Annotated in this window: 16 protein-coding genes; 6 read left to right on the top strand and 10 right to left on the bottom strand. The window is 65.1% G+C overall.

The window, feature by feature from the left end; genetic code table 11:
- Positions 1-2 precede the first annotated feature (2 nt).
- The 3 genes from rbbA to NY78_RS10545 all read right to left on the bottom strand — a co-directional run bounded on the left by rbbA (position 3) and on the right by NY78_RS10545 (position 4,313).
- A complete protein-coding gene (rbbA, locus tag NY78_RS10555) occupies positions 3-2,756 on the bottom strand; it encodes a ribosome-associated ATPase/putative transporter RbbA (RefSeq protein WP_043635368.1) in 2,754 nt (917 codons plus the stop codon).
- Complete coding sequence (locus tag NY78_RS10550; protein WP_156180922.1) at positions 2,753-3,841, bottom strand: HlyD family secretion protein; 1,089 nt, start codon at positions 3,839-3,841, stop codon at positions 2,753-2,755. The genes rbbA and NY78_RS10550 overlap by 4 nt, the downstream gene beginning before the upstream one ends.
- Positions 3,842-4,049: 208 nt before the next feature.
- The gene (locus NY78_RS10545) at positions 4,050-4,313 is read right to left on the bottom strand and encodes a hypothetical protein (protein WP_156180921.1); all 264 of its coding nucleotides are present in this window, start codon (positions 4,311-4,313) and stop codon (positions 4,050-4,052) included.
- Between the two features lie 201 nt (positions 4,314-4,514).
- Here NY78_RS10545 and NY78_RS10540 point away from each other — a divergent pair, with 201 nt between their 5' ends.
- Positions 4,515-5,552, top strand: a complete 1,038-nt coding sequence (locus NY78_RS10540; protein WP_053062187.1) for an HAD family hydrolase — start codon at positions 4,515-4,517, stop codon at positions 5,550-5,552.
- 147 nt (positions 5,553-5,699) lie between these two features.
- Positions 5,700-7,433, top strand: coding sequence for a TIGR03768 family metallophosphoesterase (locus NY78_RS10535; protein WP_043635363.1), 1,734 nt, complete (start codon positions 5,700-5,702; stop codon positions 7,431-7,433).
- A 12-nt stretch (positions 7,434-7,445) separates the two neighbouring features.
- Here the strand turns inward: NY78_RS10535 and NY78_RS10530 are convergent, their stop codons facing one another.
- The 4 genes from NY78_RS10530 to NY78_RS10510 all read right to left on the bottom strand — a co-directional run bounded on the left by NY78_RS10530 (position 7,446) and on the right by NY78_RS10510 (position 15,791).
- Positions 7,446-10,658 (bottom strand): DUF7948 domain-containing protein, encoded by a 3,213-nt coding sequence (locus NY78_RS10530; protein ID WP_197084232.1) that lies wholly within the window; start codon positions 10,656-10,658, stop codon positions 7,446-7,448.
- A gap of 512 nt (positions 10,659-11,170) precedes the next feature.
- Positions 11,171-12,856 carry a SulP family inorganic anion transporter gene (locus NY78_RS10525; protein ID WP_053062186.1) on the bottom strand — a complete coding sequence of 562 codons (1,686 nt, stop codon included), beginning with the start codon at positions 12,854-12,856 and terminating at the stop codon, positions 11,171-11,173.
- A 142-nt stretch (positions 12,857-12,998) separates the two neighbouring features.
- Positions 12,999-13,874 (bottom strand): hypothetical protein, encoded by an 876-nt coding sequence (locus NY78_RS10520; protein ID WP_053062185.1) that lies wholly within the window; start codon positions 13,872-13,874, stop codon positions 12,999-13,001.
- Between the two features lie 231 nt (positions 13,875-14,105).
- A complete protein-coding gene (locus NY78_RS10510; protein ID WP_043635355.1) occupies positions 14,106-15,791 on the bottom strand; it encodes a sulfatase-like hydrolase/transferase in 1,686 nt (561 codons plus the stop codon).
- Between the two features lie 628 nt (positions 15,792-16,419).
- On the opposite strand from NY78_RS10510, the gene NY78_RS10505 reads away from it, so the two are divergent.
- Genes NY78_RS10505 through cooS form a run of 4 tightly spaced genes read left to right on the top strand, consistent with a single transcriptional unit; the run spans position 16,420 to position 20,956 of the window.
- Positions 16,420-17,208: an ATP-binding protein gene (locus tag NY78_RS10505; protein ID WP_047960131.1), complete on the top strand. Its 789-nt coding sequence runs from the start codon at positions 16,420-16,422 to the stop codon at positions 17,206-17,208.
- A gap of 3 nt (positions 17,209-17,211) precedes the next feature.
- Positions 17,212-18,477: an NAD(P)/FAD-dependent oxidoreductase gene (locus NY78_RS10500; protein WP_043635353.1), complete on the top strand. Its 1,266-nt coding sequence runs from the start codon at positions 17,212-17,214 to the stop codon at positions 18,475-18,477.
- Positions 18,478-18,524: 47 nt separating this feature from the next.
- On the top strand, positions 18,525-19,058 hold the full coding sequence (locus tag NY78_RS10495; RefSeq protein ID WP_047960130.1) for a 4Fe-4S dicluster domain-containing protein: 534 nt from the start codon (positions 18,525-18,527) through the stop codon (positions 19,056-19,058).
- Between the two features lie 17 nt (positions 19,059-19,075).
- Positions 19,076-20,956: an anaerobic carbon-monoxide dehydrogenase catalytic subunit gene (gene cooS / locus NY78_RS10490; RefSeq protein WP_043635350.1), complete on the top strand. Its 1,881-nt coding sequence runs from the start codon at positions 19,076-19,078 to the stop codon at positions 20,954-20,956.
- 330 nt (positions 20,957-21,286) lie between these two features.
- On the opposite strand, the gene NY78_RS10485 is transcribed toward cooS, so the two are convergent.
- The 3 genes from NY78_RS10485 to NY78_RS10475 all read right to left on the bottom strand — a co-directional run bounded on the left by NY78_RS10485 (position 21,287) and on the right by NY78_RS10475 (position 22,996).
- Entirely contained in the window at positions 21,287-21,754 is a 468-nt protein-coding gene (locus NY78_RS10485; protein WP_043635347.1) for a hypothetical protein, read from the bottom strand.
- A 174-nt stretch (positions 21,755-21,928) separates the two neighbouring features.
- Complete coding sequence (locus NY78_RS10480; RefSeq protein WP_043635345.1) at positions 21,929-22,306, bottom strand: hypothetical protein; 378 nt, start codon at positions 22,304-22,306, stop codon at positions 21,929-21,931.
- Between the two features lie 93 nt (positions 22,307-22,399).
- Complete coding sequence (locus NY78_RS10475) at positions 22,400-22,996, bottom strand: hypothetical protein (RefSeq protein ID WP_043635342.1); 597 nt, start codon at positions 22,994-22,996, stop codon at positions 22,400-22,402.
- Positions 22,997-23,098 lie beyond the last annotated feature (102 nt).

Here is a 23,098-nt window from a genome sequence, read left to right as displayed (position 1 = left end):
GGTCATTTCTCCTGTTTGGGCAGTAACGCCACGCTTACCAGGGTCAGCGCCGGGGCGTAGGCGGCCAGGGCCAGGAAATTGGGCCAAAGTTCGCCAAAACCCAAGGCCTTGGTAAAAATTCCCCGACAGATATTGATGAAAAACGTGACCGGAAAGACCGTGCCGATAAACGCTCCCGGTCCCTGCAGGGAGGAAACCGGAGTGGTCAGGCCCGAAAACGTGACCGTGACCAGCAGGGTCGAAATGGCTGTCAGGGCCAGGGCGGCAATCTGGGTTTTGGCAAACGAAGAGATGAAAAGGCCAATGTCGGTGGTGACCGTGACGAAGACCAGGGCGGCACAGGTCAGGAGCAGGAAACTGCCCTTGAGCGGCACCTCGAAGATGAAAACGGAAACAGCCATCATCCCGAGGTAACTGACCATGCTGACGGCCACATAGGGCAGTTGCTTGCCGAGAAGAAATTCCAGCCGGGTCACCGGCGTGACGTAGAGGTTGGTAATGGAACCCAGTTCCTTCTCGCGCACCACCCCAAGGGCCATCATGATCGACGGGATAAAGATCAGCATCAAGGGGATGACCCCGGGAACCATGGCGTAGAGGCTGCGGAAATCCTGGTTGTAGCGGTAGCGCACCTGCGTGCCGGCCGCCGGCAGCCCGGTGACGACGCCCTGGGTGCGAAGGGCCAGTTGCTGCTGGTACAGGGTGTTTAACCCGTCGATGTAGCCGCGCACGGTTTCCCCGCGAAACGGCATGGCCCCATCCACCCAGACGCCGATTTCAACCGCCCTGCCCCGCAGAAGATCCTTGCCAAAGTCCGGCGGGATGGACAGGGCCAGGCTCAACTCGCCCCCGGCCATGCGCCGGTCGAGTGCGGCGGCGTCGGCCAGGGGCGGCTGCTCGATAAAATAGCGGGAGCCGGCCATGTTGCGGATATAATCCCGGCTCTCCGGCGACTGGTCCCGATCCAAAACGGCAAATTTGAGATGCTCCACGTCAAAGGTGATGCCATAGCCCAGGACAAAGAGCAGCAAGACCGACCCCAGCAGGGAAACGACCAGTCGGACCGGGTCGCGCAGCATCTCCCGCGTCTCGTGGTCGGCGTAGGCCAAAAGGCGCAGCAGGCTGTTGCCCCGGTCGCGCCGAGGCCGGCCCCGGGGGCCGGCCTCGGGCGGCGGCAACGCGGCAGGACCGGGACGGTCCGGGCCGGCCGCCGCTGTTTCCCGGCCGGTCGCTTCCTCCAGGCAGTCGATGAACGCATCCTCCAGGGTGGCCTGGCCGCGCTGCTCGACCAGTTTCGCCGGCGTGTCGCTGGCCAGCACCCGGCCGGCATGCATCAGGGAAATCCGGTCGCAGCGTTCGCCTTCATTCATGAAGTGGGTGGAAATAAAGATGGTCACGCCCTGGTTGCGGGAGAGATCGATCAAAAGCTCCCAGAAACTGTCCCGGGCCACGGGGTCCACCCCGGACGTCGGCTCGTCCAGGATCAACATCTCGGGCCGGTGGATGACGGCCACGGCCAGGGACAGGCGCTGGCGCAGGCCAAGGGGCAGTTGGTCCGGCAGGGCGTCGGCCTGATCGGTCAGATCGAACCGGGTCAGCATCTCGGCCACGCGCGGGACAATCTCGGCCGTTGGCAGGTGAAAGAGCTGGGCGTGCAGGGTGAGGTTCTGGCGCACGGTCAACTCGCTGTAGAGCGAAAAGGCCTGGGTCATGAAGCCGACGCGCTTGCGCGTTTCCAGATTCCGGGCATCGGCCTTTTGCCCAAAGAGCATGGCCTCCCCTTCGCTTGGCGGCAAAAGGCCGGTGAGCATTTTCATGGTCGTGGTCTTGCCGCAGCCGTTGGAACCGAGAAACCCGAAGATCTCGCCGCGCCGGATCGCAAAATCCACATGGTCCACGGCCGTGAACGCGCCGAAACGGATGGTCAGGCCCTTGGCGACAATGGCCGGCGGTTCCCCCTCCCGGACCGCAAACGGCGGGACGACCAGGGCCGTATGTCCCCGGCGCTTGTCTTGGGGCAACAGTTCGATAAAAGCCGCCTCAAGGTCGGGGGTTTTCGTGTGCGCCAAAAGCTCCTGCGGGCTGCCCTGGGCCAGGATGCGGCCGCCGTCCATGGCCGCCAGCCAGTCAAAGCTCTCGGCCTCTTCCATGTAGGCCGTGGCCACCAGCACGCTCATGCCCGGACGTCCGGCCCGGATGGATTGGATCAGCCGCCAGAACTGCCGCCGGGACAAGGGGTCCACGCCGGTGGTCGGCTCATCGAGGAGCAGCAGGTCGGGATCGTGGATCAGGGCGCAGCACAGGCCGAGTTTCTGCTTCATGCCGCCTGAGAGTTTGCCGGCCGGGCGGTCGGCAAAGGCGGCCAGCCCGGTTGCGGTCAACAGCGCGGCAATGCGTTCTTCCCGCTCGGCCCGGCCCTGGCCGAAGAGCCGGCCGAAAAAGGTCAGGTTTTCGGTCACGGAAAGGGCTGCATACAGATTCTTGCCCAGGCCCTGGGGCATGTAGGCGATGCGGGGGCAAACCGCCTTGCGGTGGCCGGCAGCGGCCATGTCGCCGCCAAGCACGGCGACCGTGCCGGTCTGGATACGGCGCGCGCCGGAGACCAGGGCCAGGAGACTGGATTTGCCCACGCCGTCCGGGCCGATCAGGCCAGCCATGCAGCCGGACGGGATATCCAGGTCGACGGCGTCCAGGGCTGTGGTTTTCCCGTAGCGCAAGGACACGCCGGCCAGCCGGGCCACGCCGGGGGAGGTCATTGGCCGATCTTCTTCTCGCCAACAAGCGGCGGCATGCGCTTCGGCCAGGGGGCGTCGGGCTCAAGGCGCACGGTGGCCACGCCGGGCAGGCCGGTTTTCACGTGCTTGGCATAGGCCAGGAGCAGGTCCGGCGGAATCGTGACCTTGATCCGGAACATGAGCTTTTCGCGTTCGGTGTGGGTTTCCACGGCCTTGGGCGTAAACTGGGCCTGGGGCGAGACAAAGGTGACCTGGGCCGGGATGGAGATATCCGGCCGGACGTCCAGCACGATGCGAGTCTCGGCCCCAAGCGCGACCCGGCCGGCCTGGGAGGTGGGCAAAAAGAGCGTCATATAGACGTCGCTTAAATCGAGCAGGGTCAGGACATGGCCGCCGACGCCGAGCACCTCGCCCGGTTCGGCCAGCCGGTAGAGCACGCGCCCGCTTATGGGCGCGGTCAGGGTGGAGTCCCCGATGTCGGCCTGATACCGGGCTGCCTGGGCCATGGCCGCCTCAATGGCGGCCTGGGCCTCGAGGACCCCGGCCTTGGCCGCCTCCAGGGCGGCCAAAGCCCCCTGGAGCTGGGCTTTGGCTGCGATCACCTGGGCGTTGTTGGTTTCCGTGGTGGTCTGGTCCACGTCCATTTTTGAGCCGGTGATGAAGTCGCCCTGGTAGAGTTGCCGGGTCCGCTTTTCCTCTTTGGCCGAGAGGTGCAACTGGCTTATGCGCTGGGCCACCAGGGCCTCGGCCGCAGCGATTTCGCTTTGGCGCTGATTGACGGCGGCAATGGCGCTGGCTTTCCTGGAGGTCGCCTGCCCGATGGCGGCCTTGGCCTCCCGCAGATTGGCCTCAAGGACCGTAACGTCCATTTGGGCCAACACCTGTCCCTGGGCGACGTCGTCTCCTTCCTTGGCCAGCACCGTGGCCAAACGCCCGGCCAGCTTGGTGGAGATGAGCACCTCGGTGGCCTCGATGCGCCCGTTTCCCGAGGCAAAATCGAAAGTTGCCGGTTGGTTGGCATAAAAATACCAGGCGAGGGCCGCGCCGCCGAGGCAGAAAAGAATTCCGGCGCACATGATCCAACGCTTAAACGGTGTGGACGGCATGACCTTCACTCCTGCAAAATTCCTGCGTACGGCCCTGATGCGCCGCAACGGACTGCAGGATGCTCCGACGCGGCAAGTCCATTCTCCAAAAACGGGTGGCTGCGCCCAGACAACCAGTCGGCCGCTGCGGGGCCTTGTCCTGCGCCTTTTTTCGAGAAACGCGCGCTTGATTCTTCGGGCCTTCCTGCAGTGCACCGACGCCCTACTATTAACGCCTTTTGAAAAACAAGCCTAGTACTATCGCCATATTATGGTGTTGTACCCACAGCTGTCCCCCGCCCGACGCACCAGCAACGAGAAACTCCGTTCCCAGACCCGGACCATCTTGATTGAAGCCGAAAAGCTCGTTGAACGCCTGAAAAACCTGGGGGGCCATGCCGCCTTTGGGCAGGGCGACAGGAAACTCGAGGGTGTGTCCGGCCTTCTTGTGAAGGGTTTCGGATGCCGCTGCGACGCCGGACCAACGGTTCAAGGCCCTCCAACGGCGGAGAGCCGCCCCGGCCACGGCAAATGGCCGCTTGGCGCGGTGATGGCCGCCTTGTATACTGACGCAAACGGGGGGTGCGTCTTGCCCGGACATCGACGGTCCGTGGCCGGCGCGTCCCCATTGTATCTGCACTGTGCCGGCCAGATTCCTGGTCGTCGGCGGTCGTAAATCAAGCGGAGGAAAAGCATGGGTATCCGGTTGCGAGCCTTACGCACTGTTTGCGGTCTGCATCGGCAGGGCCGCCTGGCCGTCCTGGTCTTGTGTTGCCTGTTGCTTGTGGCCACGGCGGCGCTGGCCCAGTCCGACCCCTTGCCCTCGTGGAACGAGGGACCGGCCAAGCAGGCGATTTTGGCCTTTGTCCAAGCGACCACCGATGCGTCGAACCCGGGCTATGTCCCGCCCGAGGCGCGTATCGCCGCCTTTGACCAGGACGGCACGACCTGGGTTGAACAGCCCATGTACACGCCAATGCTCTACTGTCTGGCGCGGCTGCGGGAGTTGGCCAAGGAGAAGCCGGAGCTGGCCGAGGCCGAACCGTTCAAGTCCGTGTTGTCCGGCAACATGGAGCGCCTGGCGGCCATGCCCATGAGCGACATCGTGAAACTCTACGCCGCCGCCATGACCGGCATGCCGGTCGAAGCGCTCGGAGAACAGGTGCGGCAGTGGCTGGACACGGCCAGGGACGGGCGCTGGCATCGGCCCTACACCGAGCTGGTCTACCAGCCCATGCTGGAAGTGATGCAGCTCCTGCGCGCCCATGGCTACAGGACCTATTTCGTCACCGGCGGCGGCCAGGATTTCCTGCGCGCCTATGCCGAAAAGGTCTACGGCATCCCGCCCGAGCAGGTGGTCGGCACCTTGAATGCCACACAATTCAGCTATGGCGCGGACGGCAAGCCGGTCCTCACCGAGGAGCCCCGGCTGTTGCTCAACAACGTCGGACCGGGCAAGCCCGAGGGCATCCAGCTCATGATCGGCCGGCGTCCCCAGGCGGCGTTCGGCAACTCCGACGGGGACAAGGAAATGCTCGAATACACCCAGGCCGGCGGCGGGACGCGCCTTATGATGCTCGTGCATCACGATGACGCCGTCCGGGAATACGCCTATGGCGCGCAGTCCAAGGTCGGGACGTTCCCTGATGCCCTGAGGGCGGAAGCGGCCCAACAGGGCTGGGTCGTCATCAGCATGAAAAACGACTGGAAACGCATTTTTCCCTGGGAATAATGACGGACACCCCACGACTGCGGCGAAAGGGCGGGCCGGTTTGCGGCCATCCCCTCGCCGTGTCTCCGGCCTGTCGGTATCCGGGGCGGTTGCAGCCATCGGGCCTCACATCCAAACCCCAACCGTGCTGACACATCGGAGAAAGCCATGGCTTTGTCGAGAAGAGCCTTCCTGAAGACCGGAGCAGCCGGCGCGGCCTGTATTGCCTGCGGCGTGTTCGCCATGCCCGGCGCGCAACCGGCGGCGGCGGCGGTCATTCCCTGGACCACTCTGGAGCGGACGGTGATTCCTGTCCCCGTGCCGGCCGCGTCTCCCCTGCTGCCGCCGACAGACATCGCCCAATTCGCCCGGTACGGCTACGGGGCCTGGCAGTATGCCCCGGGGCTGGCCTGCCAAAGAAGGCTGGATCTCATGCCGTCTGCCTACACCGGCCAGGGGGTGACCCAGGCGGCGCGGCTGGTCCGCTTCTTTACCATCAGCGACATTCATCTGACGGACAAGGAATCGCCGGCCCAGTTGATCTGTCTCGGTCTTGCGCGGCACATCTCCTCGGCCTATTCCCCGGTCATGCTCTATACCACCCAGGTGTTCGACGCGGCCGTGCAGACCATAAACGCCCTCCACGCCCAGGATCCCATCGATTTCGGCATTTCCTTGGGCGATGCCTGCAACAGCACCCTGTACAACGAACTGCGCTGGTACGTCGACATCCTGGACGGCAAGCCCATCGCCCCCAGTTCCGGAGCCCATGCCGGGGCCGAGACCATCGACTATCAAAAACCCTTCCAGGCCGCCGGGCTGCACCAGTCGATCCCCTGGTATCAGGCTCTGGGCAACCACGACCATTTCTGGCTGGGGTCCGCCCCGGTCGACGACTCCCTGCGCCAGGCCTGCCTCGGCGATACGGTCATAAACCTGGGGAACATCCTGGTCGACGGCATGGACAGCCGGGGCTTTTACATGGGGACCATCGACGGGAGCACGCCCTCCGGCACGGTGGTCGGTTCCGGGCCGGTCGCCGACTTCGCCGCTGCGCCCACGGTCGTCCCCGACCCCGACCGCCGGCCGCTGACGCGAAAGGAGTGGATGGGCGAATTTTTAAAGACGTCCTCCCAACCGGTCGGCCATGGCTTCAGCCAGGCCAATGTCGATGCGGACTTTGCCTGCTACAGCTTCGAGCCCAAGGCCGACGTGCCGCTTCGGGTCATCGTCCTCGACGACACCCAGCAAAACGAGGACTTCTCCGGCCGGGGATTTCTCTGGCACGGCAGCGTGGACAAGAAGCGGTGGGAGTGGCTGGTCGGCGAACTGGACAAGGGGCAGGCCGAAGGCAAACTCATGATCATCGCCGCCCACATCCCCATCGGCGTGGAAAAGCCGGGCGCGTTTATGAGTTGGTGGGACAAGGCCTACGTCACGGAAGAGGCGCTTTTTGCCAAGCTGCACAGCTATCCCAATCTCCTCCTGTGGATCGCCGGACACCGGCATTACAACACGGTCACCGCCTTTCCCTCCCCGGACCCGGCCCGGCCGGAGCTTGGCTTCTGGCAGGTCGAAACCGCCTCATTGCGGGACTTTCCCCAGCAGTTTCGCACCTTCGACATCGTGCGCAACAGCGACGGCACCGTCTCCATCGTGACCATCAATGCCGGCCCCCGGCTTGAGGACGGAGCCTTGGCCACCGTGTCCCGTTCCCATGCCGTCGCCGCCCAACAGCTCATCAAGAATCCGGCGATCTCCTCCGACCCCATGCCCTACCTGCCCACAGGCGCATACAATGGCGAGCTGATGGTGCCGCTGAGCCCGGAGATGCAGGCAAAACTGCACCCGCACGGGACGCCGATCCCAGCCGCCACGGCCCCGGCGACCACCGGGGCCTAAGCCGCACCTGGCCTACTGGAGCAGCAGGCCAAGCGAAGCGCCGACTCCGGCAGGAACCGCCAGAACGGCCTTGCCCGTGCTTTGGACCGCCACGGCCTGCCCTTGGGGCGTGGAGGCGTCGCCGGCCTGGGTCAGGGCGGTCAGCGGGTTCTCGGTCCCGGCGACGGGAACGAGCCGCAGCCAGGCCAGAATGCCGTCGCCGATGGAGGCCTTGTTGGCGGTGCTGATGGCCATCATGGCCAACGTACCGGGGTTCTTGGCGTTGACCAGCAGTTCCTTGCCGGCCGCCTTGGCGGCCGGTCCGATGATCGCGTCCACCGAGGCGTAGGCCGTTGCGTCGTAGCCGATACGGGTGGCCACGGCGCTGGTGGGGGTATCCTTGGCGGCCGTGTAGAGCACCGGCACATACCAGCCGTCGGCCCGTTTTTCCGCTGTGCCGAGCCGCAGTCCGGCCGACGCCCCGGCATCGGCCTGCCGGGTGAAGGAGGCGTCCGCCGCGGCCGCGTCGCTGGGCGGGATCGCATAGTTGTTGATGATGGTGGTCAGGTCAGAGGCCTTGATGATGGCGCTGTAGTCGGTGACCATGCAAAACGGCGGCGACAGGGCACTGAGGTAGACATTCAGGGCATTTTGCAATTCCCACAACTCGACAGCGCCGCTGCAGTCGCAGTCGCCGAGGATGCCGCAGCGTTGACGGATATGCACCCCGCCGTTGACCTGGCCGATCTGGATGTCCAAGCCGTCGGTGGTGGACGCCGTGGGCGCGAGGGTCACGCCGTTAAACTGCGAGGCCACGTTGTTGAGGACATCAAAGGTGACGGTGGCGACGGCCCCGGCCGTTATGACCAGGGGAGCGAGAGCCGAAGCCGGATCGGAGTAGACGGACAGGCGCAGGGTGTTGATTCCCAGAGATTGGGAAACGGCGGTTTTCTTGAGAACCGTCAGCCTCGGATCGAAGGTCACCACGGGGTTGGCCAATACGGCCGTGTCGTAGACGAGATTGGCGGCCAGGGCGCCGACGCCGGTGGCCGTGGCGTTGACTAGGTTCAGGGTGAGGGTGACCTGCTGCCCGGAGCGGGCGCTTGGCCTGTCGAGGGTCAGCATCGGATAGTTGGCCGGGGGACTGCCCGTGTCGGTGATCTTGGCCAGGAAGCCGTGTTTCCTGGCGTTATTGGGAGTGATGACCGGATTGTAGGGGAAGATCGGTTTGCCAGAGTAAATGGTTGAGCCGACCGTAATGGAAACATTGGCGACGCTGGGATCGACGGCCACGCCGTGGCCTTCGTCGATGCCCAGTCCGCCGAGGTAGTTGCTGTAAACAGCCTGGGAACCGGCCGCGTCGATCTTGGTGATGAAGGCGTCGGTGCTGCCGCCAAGGCCCGTGCCGAAGGTGTAGGTCAGGACCCCGGTGCTAAATTGCAGCAGGTCGACGACGGGGAAGTTGGCGGAATCGGTGTTGCCGGTGAAATAGGCCGCGCCGGTGGTCTGGTCCACGGCCACGCCCAGGCCGATGTCGGTATCGCCGCCGCCAAGAAAGGTCGCGTACCACAGGAAGCGGCCCGAGGTGTCGAGTTTGACGGCAAAGGCGTCGCTGTCGCCAGCCAGGGTCGGATAGAGGGCGTTGGTCACAGGAAAGTCCGACGACGTGGTCTTGCCCGTGAGGTAGACGTTTCTGGAGCCGTCCAGGGCCAGAGCCCGGACGCCGTCCACGCCCTTGCCGCCGAGGTAGGTGGAGTAGACCAGCCCGGAGCCGGACGGATTGATCTTGGACACGAACCCGGAGGTGGCGCCGGGGCGGGCGGCGATGATGGCGTTTTTGACGGGAAAGTTGGCGGAAGTCGTTTCCCCGGCCACGTAGGCGTTGCCTTGGCTGTCCAGGGCGATGGCATAGATGGTGTCGGTCCCGGCCCCGCCGAAGTAGGTCAGGGAGCGCAGGTACGCGCCGGTGGCGTTGAATTTGGCGATGAACCCGTCCGTACCGCCGACCCTGGAGGGATACAGGGCGGAGGTGGTCGGCAGATCGACGGAGTCCGTGGAACCGGCCATAGAGATGTTCCCCGAGGCGTCTACAGCCACGCCCCGGGCGATGTCCGTGCCGGAACCGCCGAAGTAGCTGCAGTAGACGAGGTCGCCGGTGGGGTCGACAATGGCCAGGAAGGCGTCGATGCCGGTGCCGTGCAGGCTCTTGTTGAAGGCGTCGTTGGTGATGGGGAGGCCGCTTGGCGAGTTGGTCTGGCCGACGATGACGATGTTGCCGGCGTTGGCCGTGGCCGTGGCCGGGATGATGGCCATGGCGTTGCCGAGTTCGTCTTTGGTCCCGCCGATGTAGCTGGTCCAGATGCGGTTGCCGGCCGTGTCGTACTGGGCGATGAAGGCATCGTTGAGCAGGACGCTATACGTCACGGCGCCGAGGTCCGACGAGGTTGTGGTGCCGCTGACGTAGGTTTCGCCGGCACTGCCGACGGTGACGGCGTTGATCGTCTCGGTGGCGTTGCCGCTGAGCGGCACGCCAAACGTCAGGGCGGGATCGATGACCAGGGGGCGGCTGCGGTCGTAGGCTGCCGCAACAAAGCCGTAGCTCCAGCCGTCCGCGCTCTTTCTGACGTCGGCAAATCGCCCCTTGACCGGAATGTCCTGGCCGTCAACCACCTGATGCAGCCGGGGCGGGGCCTGGATCAGCCGGCCGCCGTCCGCGGTTTCGACTACCAGTGCGCCCTGCTTGTCCAGGCGCACCGTGCGCGCGCCCTCCACCCGGAACCGGGCCTGTCCGGGCTCGACGCCGGCCGGCAGGACCACGTCGTATTCAAGTTCCTGCCCCCGGGCGTACCAGACAAGGTCGATGCCCGTTGCCCCATGGCGGTAGGTCAGGGACGCATAGGCGGGCACCTTGGTGCGCCAGTCGGACGCCGTCTGGCCCTTGTAGAAATTGAATTGCGTCGGGGACTGCTGGCCGGGGACGATGGCGGCAGTCTCGTCGAACCACAACGGGTGCAGGCTTACCATCCGGCTGCGGCCGCCTTTGGGGCCGGGCACCGGAATCCTGACGCCGTCGCGGGCAAAAAAATAGTCCTGGCCAATGGCTTTTACATGGTAGGCCACGGAAGGATCGATCTGACCATCGTTACGGATGAAGACTATGGGATTTTGCGGAGCGGCGTCCGAACCCTGCGGTTGCTTGGCAAGATCCAGGACTGTTTGACGGCTGTCGCTTGTTGTTGGCGTCATGGCCTGGGAATTCCAGGGCAAGCAACAGAGGAATATTCCCGCAACAAATATGACGGAGAAGAAATATCGATGCCGTTTCTGCGGTGTCATGTCGCCTCCTGGATGTTGCCTGGGTGTTGCCCGGGTGTTGCCCGGGTGTTGCCCGGGTGTTGTTTGACAAGGCACTTCGGCAAAATAATAAAATGCGCGGCCTCCGCCATGTATGACGATTGTGCGCATGACAATTGCGGCTTGCCCCAATGTTATCGGCCATCCACGGAGAAAGTTTAGAATGACGCCGGGGATTGTGTCCAGGCTCGACGCCGCCCGGTGCGATGATTTTGCACGGCGCAAAGCTGCCGGGCCAGCCCTGGTCCAAGCACAAGTCCAAGCCTCCGCTGCCGCGACGGGGCCTGTTGCCCGGGAAGAAGCCTGACCAGGCAGGCACATGCCGCCGTGCAGCAGCGAAACGACCGGTCTTGGCCTCTTGTGCCCGCCCCGCACGGGGGCAGGCACATGCCGCAGTACAGCAGCTAAGCGGCAGTGCCCGGGTCCAGGGCGGCCACCGCCTCCCCGATGGATTGGTAGACGCGGGCCTCGCCAACCAGGGCCAGCAGACCGCTGGCGCGCAGGATGCCAAGGGTCTGGGGGGCTGGATCGACAAAGGCGAGCGTAACCGAGTCCGCGCGCAACTCCCTGGCCAGGGCCAACAGCATGTCCGTCGCAGTGACGCACAGACGCGGGTTGGCCGGAAGATGCAGCACCAGGGCGCGCGGCTTGGGCTGTTGCCGGCACAGCTCCGTGACGGCGGCATGGAATTTTTCGGCGTTCGCAAAAAAGAGGGGCAGATTGAGGCGCACAACCCGGATGGCCGCGACTTCCCTGGCCTGGGGATACTGGCTCGTGTCCACCCAGACCGGGGCGCAGCCGTCGAGCCGGCCCAGGATGGAAAGGTTCACCGTGCCGGCATAGAGGATCAGGCGCAGCAGCGAGGCGACCACCGCCAGGACGAGTCCGGGCAGGATGTCAAACGCCACGACCCCCAACAGGGCGACCATGGCGAGCCAGAACTCGATGCGGTTGAGGCGGTAGTAGCGTCGCATCTCCCCGACCTTCATGAGCCCGAGCACGGCATGAAGCACCACAGCGCCCAGGATGGCCTCGGGGAGCCCGGTGAGGGCCGGGGTGAAAAAGCACAGCGTGAGCACGACCATAAGCGCCGTTACCAGGGTGGAAAACCGGGTCCTGGCCCCGGCCGCGACATTGACGGCCGTCGAGGACATGCTGCCGCCGGCCAGCAAGCCGCCCAGGAGCGAGGAGCCAAGGTTGGCCAGTCCCAGGGCCTTGAGTTCCTGGTCGGCCGCAACGGGCCGGCCGAACTTCCCGGCATAGCAGGCAACCGCGCCCAGGGCCTGGGAGAAGGCCACCAGAGCCAGCCCCAAGGCCGAAGGGACCAGGGCCGTCAGGTCCTGCCGGTGCAGCTGCGGCCAGACGATCCCGGGCAGGCCGGCCGGAAAGGCCGCAACAATGGCAACGCCATGCTGCGGCCCCAGGCTGAGCAGCCTGGACAGGCCGATGCCCAGGGCCATGATGATCAGGCCGGCCGGAAGACGCGGCAGGGCGCGCTCAAGCACAAGGACCAGGGCCAAAGCGCCGCCGCCGACCGCGACCGTGGCCGGGTTGCACTGGTCGAGGCCGCCGGCCAGATGGGCGAGCTGGGCCAGGATGTCGCCGTGGCCGCGCGGCAGCCCGAGGATTTTGTGCAGTTGGTTGGCCGCGATGGAGATCGCCAGCCCGAAGATGAAACCGGTCATGACGGGTTTGGACAGAAACGCCGAGACGCGGCCAAGCCGCAGCAGACCCGCCGCCAGGAAGATGACGCCGGTCAGCAACACCAGCAGGCCGGCCAGGACGGCGTAGCGAACCGGATCGGCTCCGGCCAGGGGGGCCACGATGGCCGCCAGCATGATGGATTCGGCGGAGGTGGCGGCGCAGACCAGGACCGGGCTTTGGCCCAGTAGAAAATACAGCGGCAGCGAGGCAATCAGGGTGTACAACCCCACCTGGACGGGCAGGCCGGCCATGCCCGCATAGGCCAGCCCCTCCGGGACGAGCACGCCCCACAGAGTCAGGCCGGCCAGGATGTCCGTCCAAAGAAAGGGCCGCGAAAACGCGCCGGGGCCGATCCATCCGCCTGATGCCTTGCCGGTTTTCTTCACGCGACTGCCGCCCTGGGGGCCAGGGGAGCCCCGCCGGCCCCGGAGGGCGGCCGTGTCTTGCTCCAGGGCCGGCCCGTTCCGACCGGGCCGCCGGCCGGCCGGCGGCCCCCCTGCCCGGCCGCTGCGCCAACGCCTGACGGCACTAGAACAGATTCTTGATGATCGGGGTGAAATTGAGACGGAACGTCCATTCGTTCCCAGGCCCGTTGTGCGGGTGGATGACCGCATAGTCCGCCTCGAAGGAGAGCTTGATCGGCAGCTTGCCAAGGCGGAACATCTTGGAAACACCCAGGCCGATGGGGAGGGTCAGACGATCCTCGGGTTTCTCCTGGAGCCAGTCGATGGTGACGTTGGGGCTCATGCCGACCTGCCAGGTGGGGGCCGGGCTGTACCAGAGGAAATATTGGATATTGGAGTAGCTCACGTTGTTGCGCTTGGAGTCGCCGGCAAAGGACCACCACTGCTGCGGATAGACGCCGATGACCCACTTTTCGGAGAGATAGAGCGCGGCGACGGCCGGGCCAAGCTGCCACTTGCCCTTGCCGAGGTAGTTGTTGGCGGCGGTGGGCATGATCAGGCTCGGGCCAACGCCCCACATGAAGCCGGTCAGGGCGTTGGTGTTCGGGGCAAGCAGGGCCTGGAATCCGATGTCGCCGATGCCGGAGGTGTAATGCAGCTCCCGGGGGCCGGCCATATAGGGGGAGTTCATCAAGGGGACCACCGGCCGGACGATGACCCGCACGCTCTCGGACAGACCAATGGGCATGACCGGCTGAAAGTTCCAGACAAACTGGTTCTGTTGGCCCTTGAACAACTTGATGGTGTCGCTTTTGAGCACGTTCAAGTTGAACTGGTTGGCGACCATCCACAGCTGCCCAACCGGGTTGCTGGCCTCTTGCGAAAGCTTTTGCAGCTCCTCCTGGGTGGCGGCGTGGTCCTCGGCCCGCGCGACGGCGGCGAGGAAAAAGACCAAAAGACAGACCGAGATGATTGACGGCCGCTTACGACGACGCAACATGACTGCCTCCTTTTGGCAAACCAGAGGGCTGTTTCTTTGCCAGTGAACCGCAGGGGTCGCCGGCCAGGGCTTTGGCCGCCCGGATGCGCGCCAGACGCAAAGGGCCGTCGCAGACCCCGGCCGAAGCGGCCGGGGTCAACCGGAACAGGGCGTGGTCGCGGCGGGGCAGGCGGCCAAAGCGCGTCTTGGGCAGGCGACAACCGGCACAGTGCGGCCCCGGGCTCATGCGGGTTAATAACCGCCGGGCAACTTGAAGTTCGGCCTGAACTTTTGCAACACACCCTGATAACGTGAAAATTCCATGCTGACCAGATTCCACATCGGAATATGGCGGATGCCGATGGAGTCGTCTTCCTGGGGATTGGTGTAGAGGTTGAACATGACCAGACCACCGGTCTTGTCCACGATGCCGCCGCTAAAGCCGGCGTTGTAGCCCTTCTTCGTGATCAGGTCCGTGATCTGCACGGCCCGGTGGACCTTGAATTCGTCCACGCGCACGGCCGCGAAGGTCGACCCCATCCAGTAGAGGATGCTCTTGCGGTTGGAATTGCCGCCGTCGGCCAGCAGGTACGAGGTCTGGTCGATGCCGTCCACGTAGCGGTCGGCCGGCACAAGCTTGGCCAGTTCCGGGCCGGGCTTGCCGGCCAGGGACAGGGCGGTTGGGAAGATGTCGGCCAGATCGAACAGGCCCTCGGACTTGCGCGGGGCGATCACGCCCTTGAAGTAGGCAAAGGTCGGCACGCGCACGCCGCCTTCCCAGGTCGTGCCCTTGTAGCCCCGAAACGGCGAACGGCCATAGGGCGCGACCTCGCCTTCCGGTCCGTTGTCGGAGGAGAAGAGAACCAGGGTGTTCTCGAGCTGGCCCGAAGTCTCGAGCGCCTTCATGATCCGGCCGAACACGTCGTCCATCTCCACCATGCAGTCGGAGTAGTTGGTGCGGGCCCTGGACTTCCCGGCGAACTTGTCGTTGGGATAGTTGTCGAAATGGCAGCCCCGGGTGCCATAGTACAGGAAAAACGGCTTCTTGGCGTCGGCCTGGGCCTGGATGAACTGTTCGCCGTAGGCAGCCCAGTCCTGGTCGAGCACCTTGATCACGTCCAGATCAATCTCGCGCAATTCCTGGCAAGATTTCTCGCCTTTGACGCAATGCACCTCGCTGTGACTAAACGGCATCTTTTCCATGAGGGCGAAGCGCTCGGGGCTCAGGGCGATTTCGGGGTTGACCGACAGGTCGCGCCATTCGGTGTACTCGTCGGAGACCGTGAGAAAACCGCGAAAGTCGTCGAAGCCGACATTGTTGGGCATCGAGCCCTCGTTTTCGCCCATGTGCCACTTGCCGATGCCCTGGGTCACGTAACCCTGGTCGGACAAGAGGCTGGCGATGGTGATCGAGCCTTCGAGGCCCCCGGGCTGGCCGTACATGGGCGGGTATTGCAGACCGTGGTGCACCGGCAGCTGTCCGGTCAGGATGGTGGCCCGGGTCGGGGTGCAGCTCGGCTGGGCATAGGCCGAGGTCATAATCAGGCCCCCGGCGGCGAACGTGTCCAGGTTGGGGGTGTCGTTGCCAACGGCAATGCCGCCGCCGTTGAAGCCGACGTCCATCCAGCCGACGTCGTCGAGCAGGAACACCACGATGTTGGGTTTCTTGCCGAATTTCTTTTCCAGGGCAGCGAGTTTTTCACGCGCGGCCTTGTCCTGGTCCGGGTGGGGGATGACCGGCTCCAGGTTGTCGGCGATCTTGACCGAGGGGAGATGCAGATACTGGTCCGGGTGGGAATAGCCTTTGGCGGTGGCGGGACCGGTGGTGGTCCCCCGGATGTTCTCGGCCGAGGCCGCGCCGCCGGCCAACAACGCACAGAGCAGAAACAAGCCGACGACAACCATTGATCCCAGGGAAAATGCCGGGCGTCGAGCCATGTCGTCCTCCTGCTGTTCGGGACAGCTGTCAAAGCGCAACAAAAGAGGATGCAGCAATGGAGATTGGCTTCTATTTTAAGCAAAAGAAATCGCCATTTGTCAAGAACAAGTTGGCGCAATCACCCATCCGATTTGCAGAATTCTGCCATTCAGACCGCGTCGAGGCAGGCGGAGGAATTGTCGGCGCAATGGACTGCTTGCGCCACATGCCGGCCAATGGGTCGTCGTGTCGCGCAGTTATTTCATACTAAAAGAGTGCCGTTAAGCCGACGTAGGAACCAGGCCGCACTGTGGTCTTCACAAGAGGGATACGACAGGGCAATACGGCATTTTGCGGATGAAGCCTCGTCTGCAAAAGTCAATCGTCATTGCAATTGTCCGGACATTGCATGCGGAAAATAACCGGCTGGCGTTTTCCTGTGACCCGCCCCAACCTCCAGACCGTGTGCCCAAAGCGGTCAGGAGGGCGTCCGATACGCGAAGAGATGACCGCAAAGCGGCCGCAGTCAGGAACCGCGCCGTTTTCGCCGGGCCGGACAACCGGGGCCGGGGTATTTGACCTGCCCGAATTCTGGGCCTATGCATTTCAGACTGTCTCTTCGGACCTCTTTCCTGGCTGGAGGTTTTCTTGAAGCTGGCCGTGGCTGGAAAAGGCGGGGTGGGCAAGACGACGCTTGCCGCCTGGATAGGCGATTACCTGGCCCGATGCGGCCGGGAAACCTGGCTCGTGGACGCCGACACGGCCCTTTCCCTTGGTTCGGCCCTCGGCCTTGCGCCGCAAAGCATCCCCCCGCCCCTTGTCCAGGACGAAACCCTTATCCGCGAACGCGTGGGCAACGGGTTCATCAATTTAAGCCCCGAGGTGTCCGATCTGCCGGAACGCCTGCGGGTGCGCCTTGGCAACCTGAGCCTGCTCGTCATGGGCTCGGTGGCGGGAGCCGGCGGCGGATGCGCCTGCGAAGCCAATGCCCTGCTCAAGGCGCTTTTGGCCCATCTGCTGCTGGAGAGGACCCAATGCCTCATCGTCGATCTTGAAGCCGGGGTCGAACACCTGGGCCGGGGCACCGTGGCCGCCGTCGACGGGCTGATTGTCGTGGCCGAGCCGAGTTGGCGAAGCCTCGCCGTCGCCGCCCAGATCGCCGGTCTGGCGGCCGAGCTGGGTCTGGTCCGCCAGGCCCTGGTCCTCAACCGCGCCCCGGAGGGGACGACGCTGCCGGACATCCCCGGACTTCCTGCCCTGGCCGCGTCTTTCCCGCTGCTTTCGAGCTTGTCCGAGCGCCAACTCGCTTCACCTTCCGTGCTCCATCTCTCCCAGCGCGACCGCGTCGACCAGGGCTGTCGCGCCATCCTGAACGCTCTGACCGACCAGGCGGCAGCCGATGCGGGATGCACGCCGGAACTTCAACCGCCGAGGTAGCTCATGCGCCACGTTGTCGTCGGTCTGCACGCGGCCGGTCGCAGCGCCTGCCAGTGCCTTCGCAAGGCCAGCCCCTGCGCCGAAATTATCGGCGTGGACCCCTCTCCCCTGCCCGTCTATTCCCGCCCGCTGATCAGCTACGTCCTGGCCGGCGAGATGCGCCAGGACGGCATGGGCGTGGCGGACGACGGCTTCTGGGATCGCCTGGGCGTCTCGGTCGTGGCCGACAAGGCCGTCGGCCTCGACGCCGCCCGAGGCCGTCTCCTTCTGGCCTCGGGCCAGGAGCTGGCCTACGACCGCCTGCTGCTGGCCTGCGGCGCGCGGCCCCGACCGGTTGCGGCCGCCGGCAACGCGGCCGGCGAAGTCTGTTTTTTCCGGGGCCGGCGCGATCTGGACAACGTCCTGGCCCGGGTGCGCCCGGGCGGGACGGCCGCAGTCCTTGGCGGCGGCCTGGTGGGCTTCAAGCTCACCATGGGGTTGCTCAAACGCGGCATGCAGGTGGCCCTGATCGTGACCTCGCCCCGCCCGTTGTCGCTCAACGTCGACGCCCATGTGGGCCAGTGGGTGGGGGAGCGTCTCAAGAACACGCCGGGCGTCACACTCTTGACCAGCACCTCGGTGACCTCCATCGACACCGGGACGGCCAAGCCCCTTCGGCTCGCCCTGGACTCGGGCGCGACCCTTAACGTGGATCTGGTCGCGGCCGGCAAGGGGGTGCTCCCCAATACGGGCTGGCTGGCCGGCAGCGGCCTGGAGTGCGATTACGGCGTGCTCGCGGACGCCTCCCTCAGGTCGTCCGACGAGCGGGTGTATGTGGCCGGCGATCTGGCCCAGGCCCCGGACATCGTGCACGGGGATCGACGCACCAACGCCATCTGGCCGGTTGCGGTGGAACAGGGGCGGGTGGCCGCGCGCAACATGGCCGGCCTGAAGGCAGGCTACGCCGGGAGCCTGGCCATGAACGCCATCCCGGTTTTCGGCTCGCGCATGATCTCGGTCGGGCTGGTCAACCCCTCCCTGACCCGGGGCTGCGACTTCGTGGATGTCGGCACGCCGCGCGGCTCCTATCTCCGGCTGGTCTTTCGCGAGGAGCGGCTGGTCGGCGCGGTGGGCCTGGACGCTCCCCCCCGGCTGGGGGAACTGGCCTTTGCCGTCAAACGCGGGCTGCGCCGCCGGGACATCCCGGCCGGCTGGCTGTCCAACGTCCGAAACGCCGCGCCGTTGGCCGCGCCGGGCGGCGCGCTGGCCGGAAACGCTCGTTACGGCTGAGTTGCGGCCGCCGCCCCGGCGGTCTGTCCGATCCGCAAGGAGGAACTATGCTCAAAAAAACCGTCATTGTCCGGCCCGAACTGTGCGTAGGCTGCATGCAGTGCATGATCCGCTGCGCCGAGGCCCATTCCCAGTCCAAATCCCTGGCCTCGGCCATCGGCGAGGAGATCCTGGCCAAGCCGCGCATCCATCTTGGCGTGGGGCCGGAAAACAAACCCTTCCCCAACAAGTGCCGCCACTGCGAACCGGCTCCCTGCCAGGAAGCCTGCATGCCCTGGGCGATTCGCGACGATATCGCCGAGGGTCTCAAAATCGTGGACCCGACGCGGTGCATCGGGTGCGGCATGTGCGCCATGGCCTGCCCCTACTACGTCATTCGTTTTTTCCAGGACGCGGGCGCGCCGGAACGGCCGAGCGTGGCCGTCAAATGCGACGGCTGCCATGAGCGCGTGGCGGCAGGGGCGATCCCGGCCTGCGTTGCTGCCTGCAAGACAGGGGCGCTCACGTTTGACGAGGTGAACCTGTATCTCAAGCAAGGCACGAACCGACTGGCCAACGCCGTGTACGGCGTCAAGGCCTGATCCTGCCGGAGGAACTCATGGGCAAGAAAGATCTGAGCGAATACTCCATCTGCAAGGACGCCCAGGCCATGATCGCCAAGGCCCGGGAGGACGGCGTCGAGACGGTCTGGGACCGCCTGCGGGAACAGGAACCCCACTGCGGCTTCTGCGAACTCGGCCTGTCGTGCCGCAACTGCATCATGGGTCCCTGTCGCATCGATCCCTTTGGCAACGGCCCTTCGCGCGGGGTCTGCGGCGCCGACGCCGACGTGGTGGTGGCGCGCAACTTCGGGCGCATGGTGGCCGCCGGCGCGGCGGCCCATTCGGATCACGGCCGCGACCTCATCGAGACGCTTTTGGCCGTGGGCGAGGGAACAACCACCGACTACGGCATCCGCGACGAGGCCAAGCTGCGCCGCATCGCCGAGGAGGTCGGCCTGACCACGGCCGGCAAGGACGCCAAAGCGGTGGCCGTGGAACTGGCCGAGCAGTTTTTTGGCGACTTCGGCTGCCGGCGCGGTTCGATTTCCTTTATCGGCCGGGTTCCGGCCAAACGGCGCGCGCTCTGGGAAAAGGTGGGCATCACCCCGCGCGGCGTCGACCGGGACGTGGTCGAGATGCTGCACCGCACCCACATGGGCGTGGACAACGACGCAACGAACCTGTGCCTGCACGCCGCCCGGCTCTCCCTGGCCGACGGCTGGGCCGGGTCCATGATCGCCACCGAGGTTTCGGACATCCTGTTCGGGACGCCGACGCCCCGGATGTCCAAAGTCAATCTCGGGGTCCTCAAGGCCGACCAGGTCAACATCCTGGTCCACGGCCACAGCCCCATCGTGTCCGAAATGATCCTGGCCGCCGTCCATGATCCCGCCCTGCTGGCCAAGGCCAAGGCGGCCGGCGCTTCGGGCCTCAATCTGGCCGGGCTGTGCTGCACCGGCAACGAGCTGCTCATGCGCCAGGGCATCCCCATGGCCGGCAACCACCTCATGACCGAGCTGGCCCTGGTCACCGGGGCCGTGGAAGTGGTGGTGGTCGACTACCAGTGCATCATGCCGAGCCTTGTGACCGTGGCCGGCTGCTACCACAGCCGCATCGTCACCACCTCGCCCAAGGCCAAGTTCACCGGGGCGACCCATATCGAGTTTACCGTGCACAACGCCCGGCAAAAAGCCGTGGAAGTGGTGGAACTGGCCATCGAACGCTTCAAGGTCCGCGACCCCGGCCGGGTGGAAATCCCGGTCGAACCCGTGGAAGTCATGACCGGCTTTTCCAACGAAGCCGTGCTCACGGCCCTGGGCGGCACGGCCGGGCCGCTGATCGAGGCCATCAAGGCCGGCAAGATCCGCGGGGCCGTCGGCATCGTCGGCTGCAACAACCCGAAAGTGAAGCAGGACTATCAGAATTCCAATCTCATCCGGGAGTGCATCAAGCGCGACCTGCTGGTCCTGGTCACCGGCTGCGTCACCGTGTCCGCCGGCAAGCAGGGGCTTTTACTGCCGGCCGCCGCCGATCTGGCCGGTCCGGGCCTGTCCGAAGTCTGCAAGGCCCTGGGCATCCCCCCGGTCCTGCATGTGGGCAGTTGCGTGGACAACTCCAGGATCATGCAGTTGTGCGGCATGCTGGCCACGGCCCTTGGCGTGGACATCTCGGATCTGCCGGTGGCTGCGGCCGCGCCGGAGTGGTATTCGGAAAAAGCCGCCACCATCGGCCTCTACGCGGTGGCCAGCGGCATCTTCACCGTACTCGGACTGGCCCCGCCCATTCTCGGCAGCAAAGCCGTCACCGATCTGGCCGTTTCGGGGCTGGAGGGCGTTGTGGGGGCGAGCTTTGCCGTGGAGGGCGACCCGGTCAAGGCAGCCGAACTCATTGACGCCCGCATTCGGGCCAAACGCACAGCCCTGGGGCTTACTCCCTAAACCCAGGCCTTCCCCCCGCCCGTGCGGCGCTCTCCGGCGTCGCGGGCGGCATCGGCCGGTCGGCCGGCGATGCCGCTTCCCACCCTGCCCCTGCCGCTTTGGGCGACAGGGGCAGGGGCATCGGCCCGCGCCGCCCGGCGCGGCGGCACAACCGCTCCAGGCCGCCCTTGCCTGGAACAGGGCTCAAATCATCCGAAGCCCTCGCATGAGACGTATTCTGGACGAACATGTCTCCCGGGGTCTTCGCCTCGCATCGGCGCTTCCGCTTGCTTGGAGGCTCGCCGGCCAAGCGATGCCAGTTGCTGTCAACGCTCCTGGCGCTTTCGTGACCTAGTCCCGGATGACGCCAATGCGCAGGACCTTGCCGTCGGGCAAGGCCCAGACCTTGCCGTCGGAACCGACCATCACGCCCTGCTTGTTGACAAAGATATCGTCCAGGCGCTGGGCCAGAATGTTCTGCTTGATCGCCTCGGTGATGATCCGGTCGTAGTGGCGCAGGAAAGCAGCCTTGTCCTCGACCTCCAGGTCCTGGCCGCCGGCCGAAACCATGAGGGGGTAGGACACAAGCCCGGCCACGGCGTTCCTGTCGTCGGCCGCCAAGGCCTTTTGCAGGCTGGCGACAAATTTCGGCACCTGGGAGGCGTCCTTGATGCCGATGAACGCATAGTCCGCCTTGGCCTGGCAATCTGCGGGCACGGCCGTCAGGCCGGCCGCCAGAAACAGGCCCAGGGCCAGGCATCGCAGCCAGATCGCCCGCAACGCCGGTCTCCGGTCCTGCTGCATGTTCCGCTTCGCCATATTTTCTCCCCTCCTCCGGGTTTCCTGTCGCCTGCCCGGCCGGGCTTCGGGAACGCGGCCGGGCCGGAGCTCTCCGGCCGTTGCTACCGGCCCTGATGGATGAGCCGCCTGTTTTGATCGCCCAGTTGCAACCGGCCCTCTACGCGTGGACCAGGGCCGGTTGCCTGCAACGGGCTACTGCACGTCCTGGCACATGGCCTTGATGAGTTCCACGCGCATGTCCTTGTCCTGGGGATGGCCGTTGAACTCCAGGGCGTTCATGTTGAACTTTCCCTGTTTCGGGTCGATGGTAAACTGCAACAGGGCTTTGACATTCTGCCCCTTAAAGGACATTGCGCCCCGGACGTTGACGATGTAGTCGCCTTCGTCGGACCAGCCGGAATCCCACTTGGCGTCGGGAAAATAATTGTCGACAAGTCTCCAGACGTAATATTTCGGGCAGGCTTTGAAGCTTTGGTTGCGAAGCCATTTGATCTCGTCGGAATAGGCAAAACAGGTGGCAGTGCTGGCGACAAAGAGCAGGACAGCGGCAACGAATGATCTAAACAGCATGAGACTCTCCTTTGCAATACGGTTGTATCGGGTCATGCCAACGCCACGGGGGGGATGCCGCCTCCCGGGGCGTCGGCGAAGCCGGCCTTGGGGCTATTGTGTTTCCTTCACGGCGTACTGGAGCAGGACCCAACGGGCCTGGGGGGCGGCCGTGCGCCGAAGAACGCCGGTGAATGTTCCCCAGACGCGGACGTCGGCCCCCGAGCGCTTCCACTGCGCCCGGGTTGCGTAGGGATCGATGGTCTCTCCGGCTCCGGTATAATAGATGGTCCCGGCGGCCAGAAACGTGCCGTCGTCACGCTGGCGCAGGCTGTCCGCCTGGGCGAACACGAAGGCCTCGCCGCTGCCCAGGGATTCGACGTATTGGGCTTTGCGGTGTTTTTTTATGGTCCGGTCGAAGAAGGTCCGGGTGATGGTGTCGATAACCTGCGGCGGTATGACAATGCCGTTGCCGCTGTTGATCCTTTTGAGCGCGGGGTCGGGGTGCATGATGCAATGCCATATGGCGAAAGAGAGCAGGTCCTTTTCGGTGAGCGTGCCCTGATCGAAGCTTTTCATGTTCGCTGCGGCAAAGGGGCTGAAGAAATCGCTGAGTTCTTTGCGGGTTTCCGGCGACAAGGGAGCGTTGGCCTGGGCCTGGCCCGGGAGCAGAACGGCAAACAACAACAGCAGCGCGAACAGTCGTTTCATGACAACATCCAACGGTGTATGGCCCCATGTCCGCGATCTGCGGCAGGAACGCCGGCCCAAGCCGGCAACCGCGAGTCATCTACGGGGCGTCGGGTGTTTTGT

Origin of the sequence: Desulfovibrio sp. TomC (assembly GCF_000801335.2) — a bacterium.
In the GTDB taxonomy this organism is placed as follows: domain Bacteria; phylum Desulfobacterota; class Desulfovibrionia; order Desulfovibrionales; family Desulfovibrionaceae; genus Solidesulfovibrio.
This window is presented reverse-complemented; position numbering and strand designations above follow the sequence as displayed.

Excerpts from the sequence above, each read along its gene's own strand:
- NY78_RS10530 (WP_197084232.1), bottom strand. The coding sequence starts at position 10,658 with ATGACGCCAACAACAAGCGACAGCCGTCAAACAGTCCTGGATCTTGCC.
- NY78_RS10535 (WP_043635363.1), top strand. The coding sequence starts at position 5,700 with ATGGCTTTGTCGAGAAGAGCCTTCCTGAAGACCGGAGCAGCCGGCGCG.
- cooS (WP_043635350.1), top strand. The coding sequence starts at position 19,076 with ATGGGCAAGAAAGATCTGAGCGAATACTCCATCTGCAAGGACGCCCAG.
- NY78_RS10540 (WP_053062187.1), top strand. The coding sequence starts at position 4,515 with ATGGGTATCCGGTTGCGAGCCTTACGCACTGTTTGCGGTCTGCATCGG.
- NY78_RS10480 (WP_043635345.1), bottom strand. The coding sequence starts at position 22,306 with ATGCTGTTTAGATCATTCGTTGCCGCTGTCCTGCTCTTTGTCGCCAGC.
- NY78_RS10520 (WP_053062185.1), bottom strand. The coding sequence starts at position 13,874 with ATGTTGCGTCGTCGTAAGCGGCCGTCAATCATCTCGGTCTGTCTTTTG.
- NY78_RS10485 (WP_043635347.1), bottom strand. The coding sequence starts at position 21,754 with ATGGCGAAGCGGAACATGCAGCAGGACCGGAGACCGGCGTTGCGGGCG.
- NY78_RS10550 (WP_156180922.1), bottom strand. The coding sequence starts at position 3,841 with ATGCCGTCCACACCGTTTAAGCGTTGGATCATGTGCGCCGGAATTCTT.
- rbbA (WP_043635368.1), bottom strand. The coding sequence starts at position 2,756 with ATGACCTCCCCCGGCGTGGCCCGGCTGGCCGGCGTGTCCTTGCGCTAC.
- NY78_RS10495 (WP_047960130.1), top strand. The coding sequence starts at position 18,525 with ATGCTCAAAAAAACCGTCATTGTCCGGCCCGAACTGTGCGTAGGCTGC.
- NY78_RS10500 (WP_043635353.1), top strand. The coding sequence starts at position 17,212 with ATGCGCCACGTTGTCGTCGGTCTGCACGCGGCCGGTCGCAGCGCCTGC.
- NY78_RS10475 (WP_043635342.1), bottom strand. The coding sequence starts at position 22,996 with ATGAAACGACTGTTCGCGCTGCTGTTGTTGTTTGCCGTTCTGCTCCCG.
- NY78_RS10510 (WP_043635355.1), bottom strand. The coding sequence starts at position 15,791 with ATGGCTCGACGCCCGGCATTTTCCCTGGGATCAATGGTTGTCGTCGGC.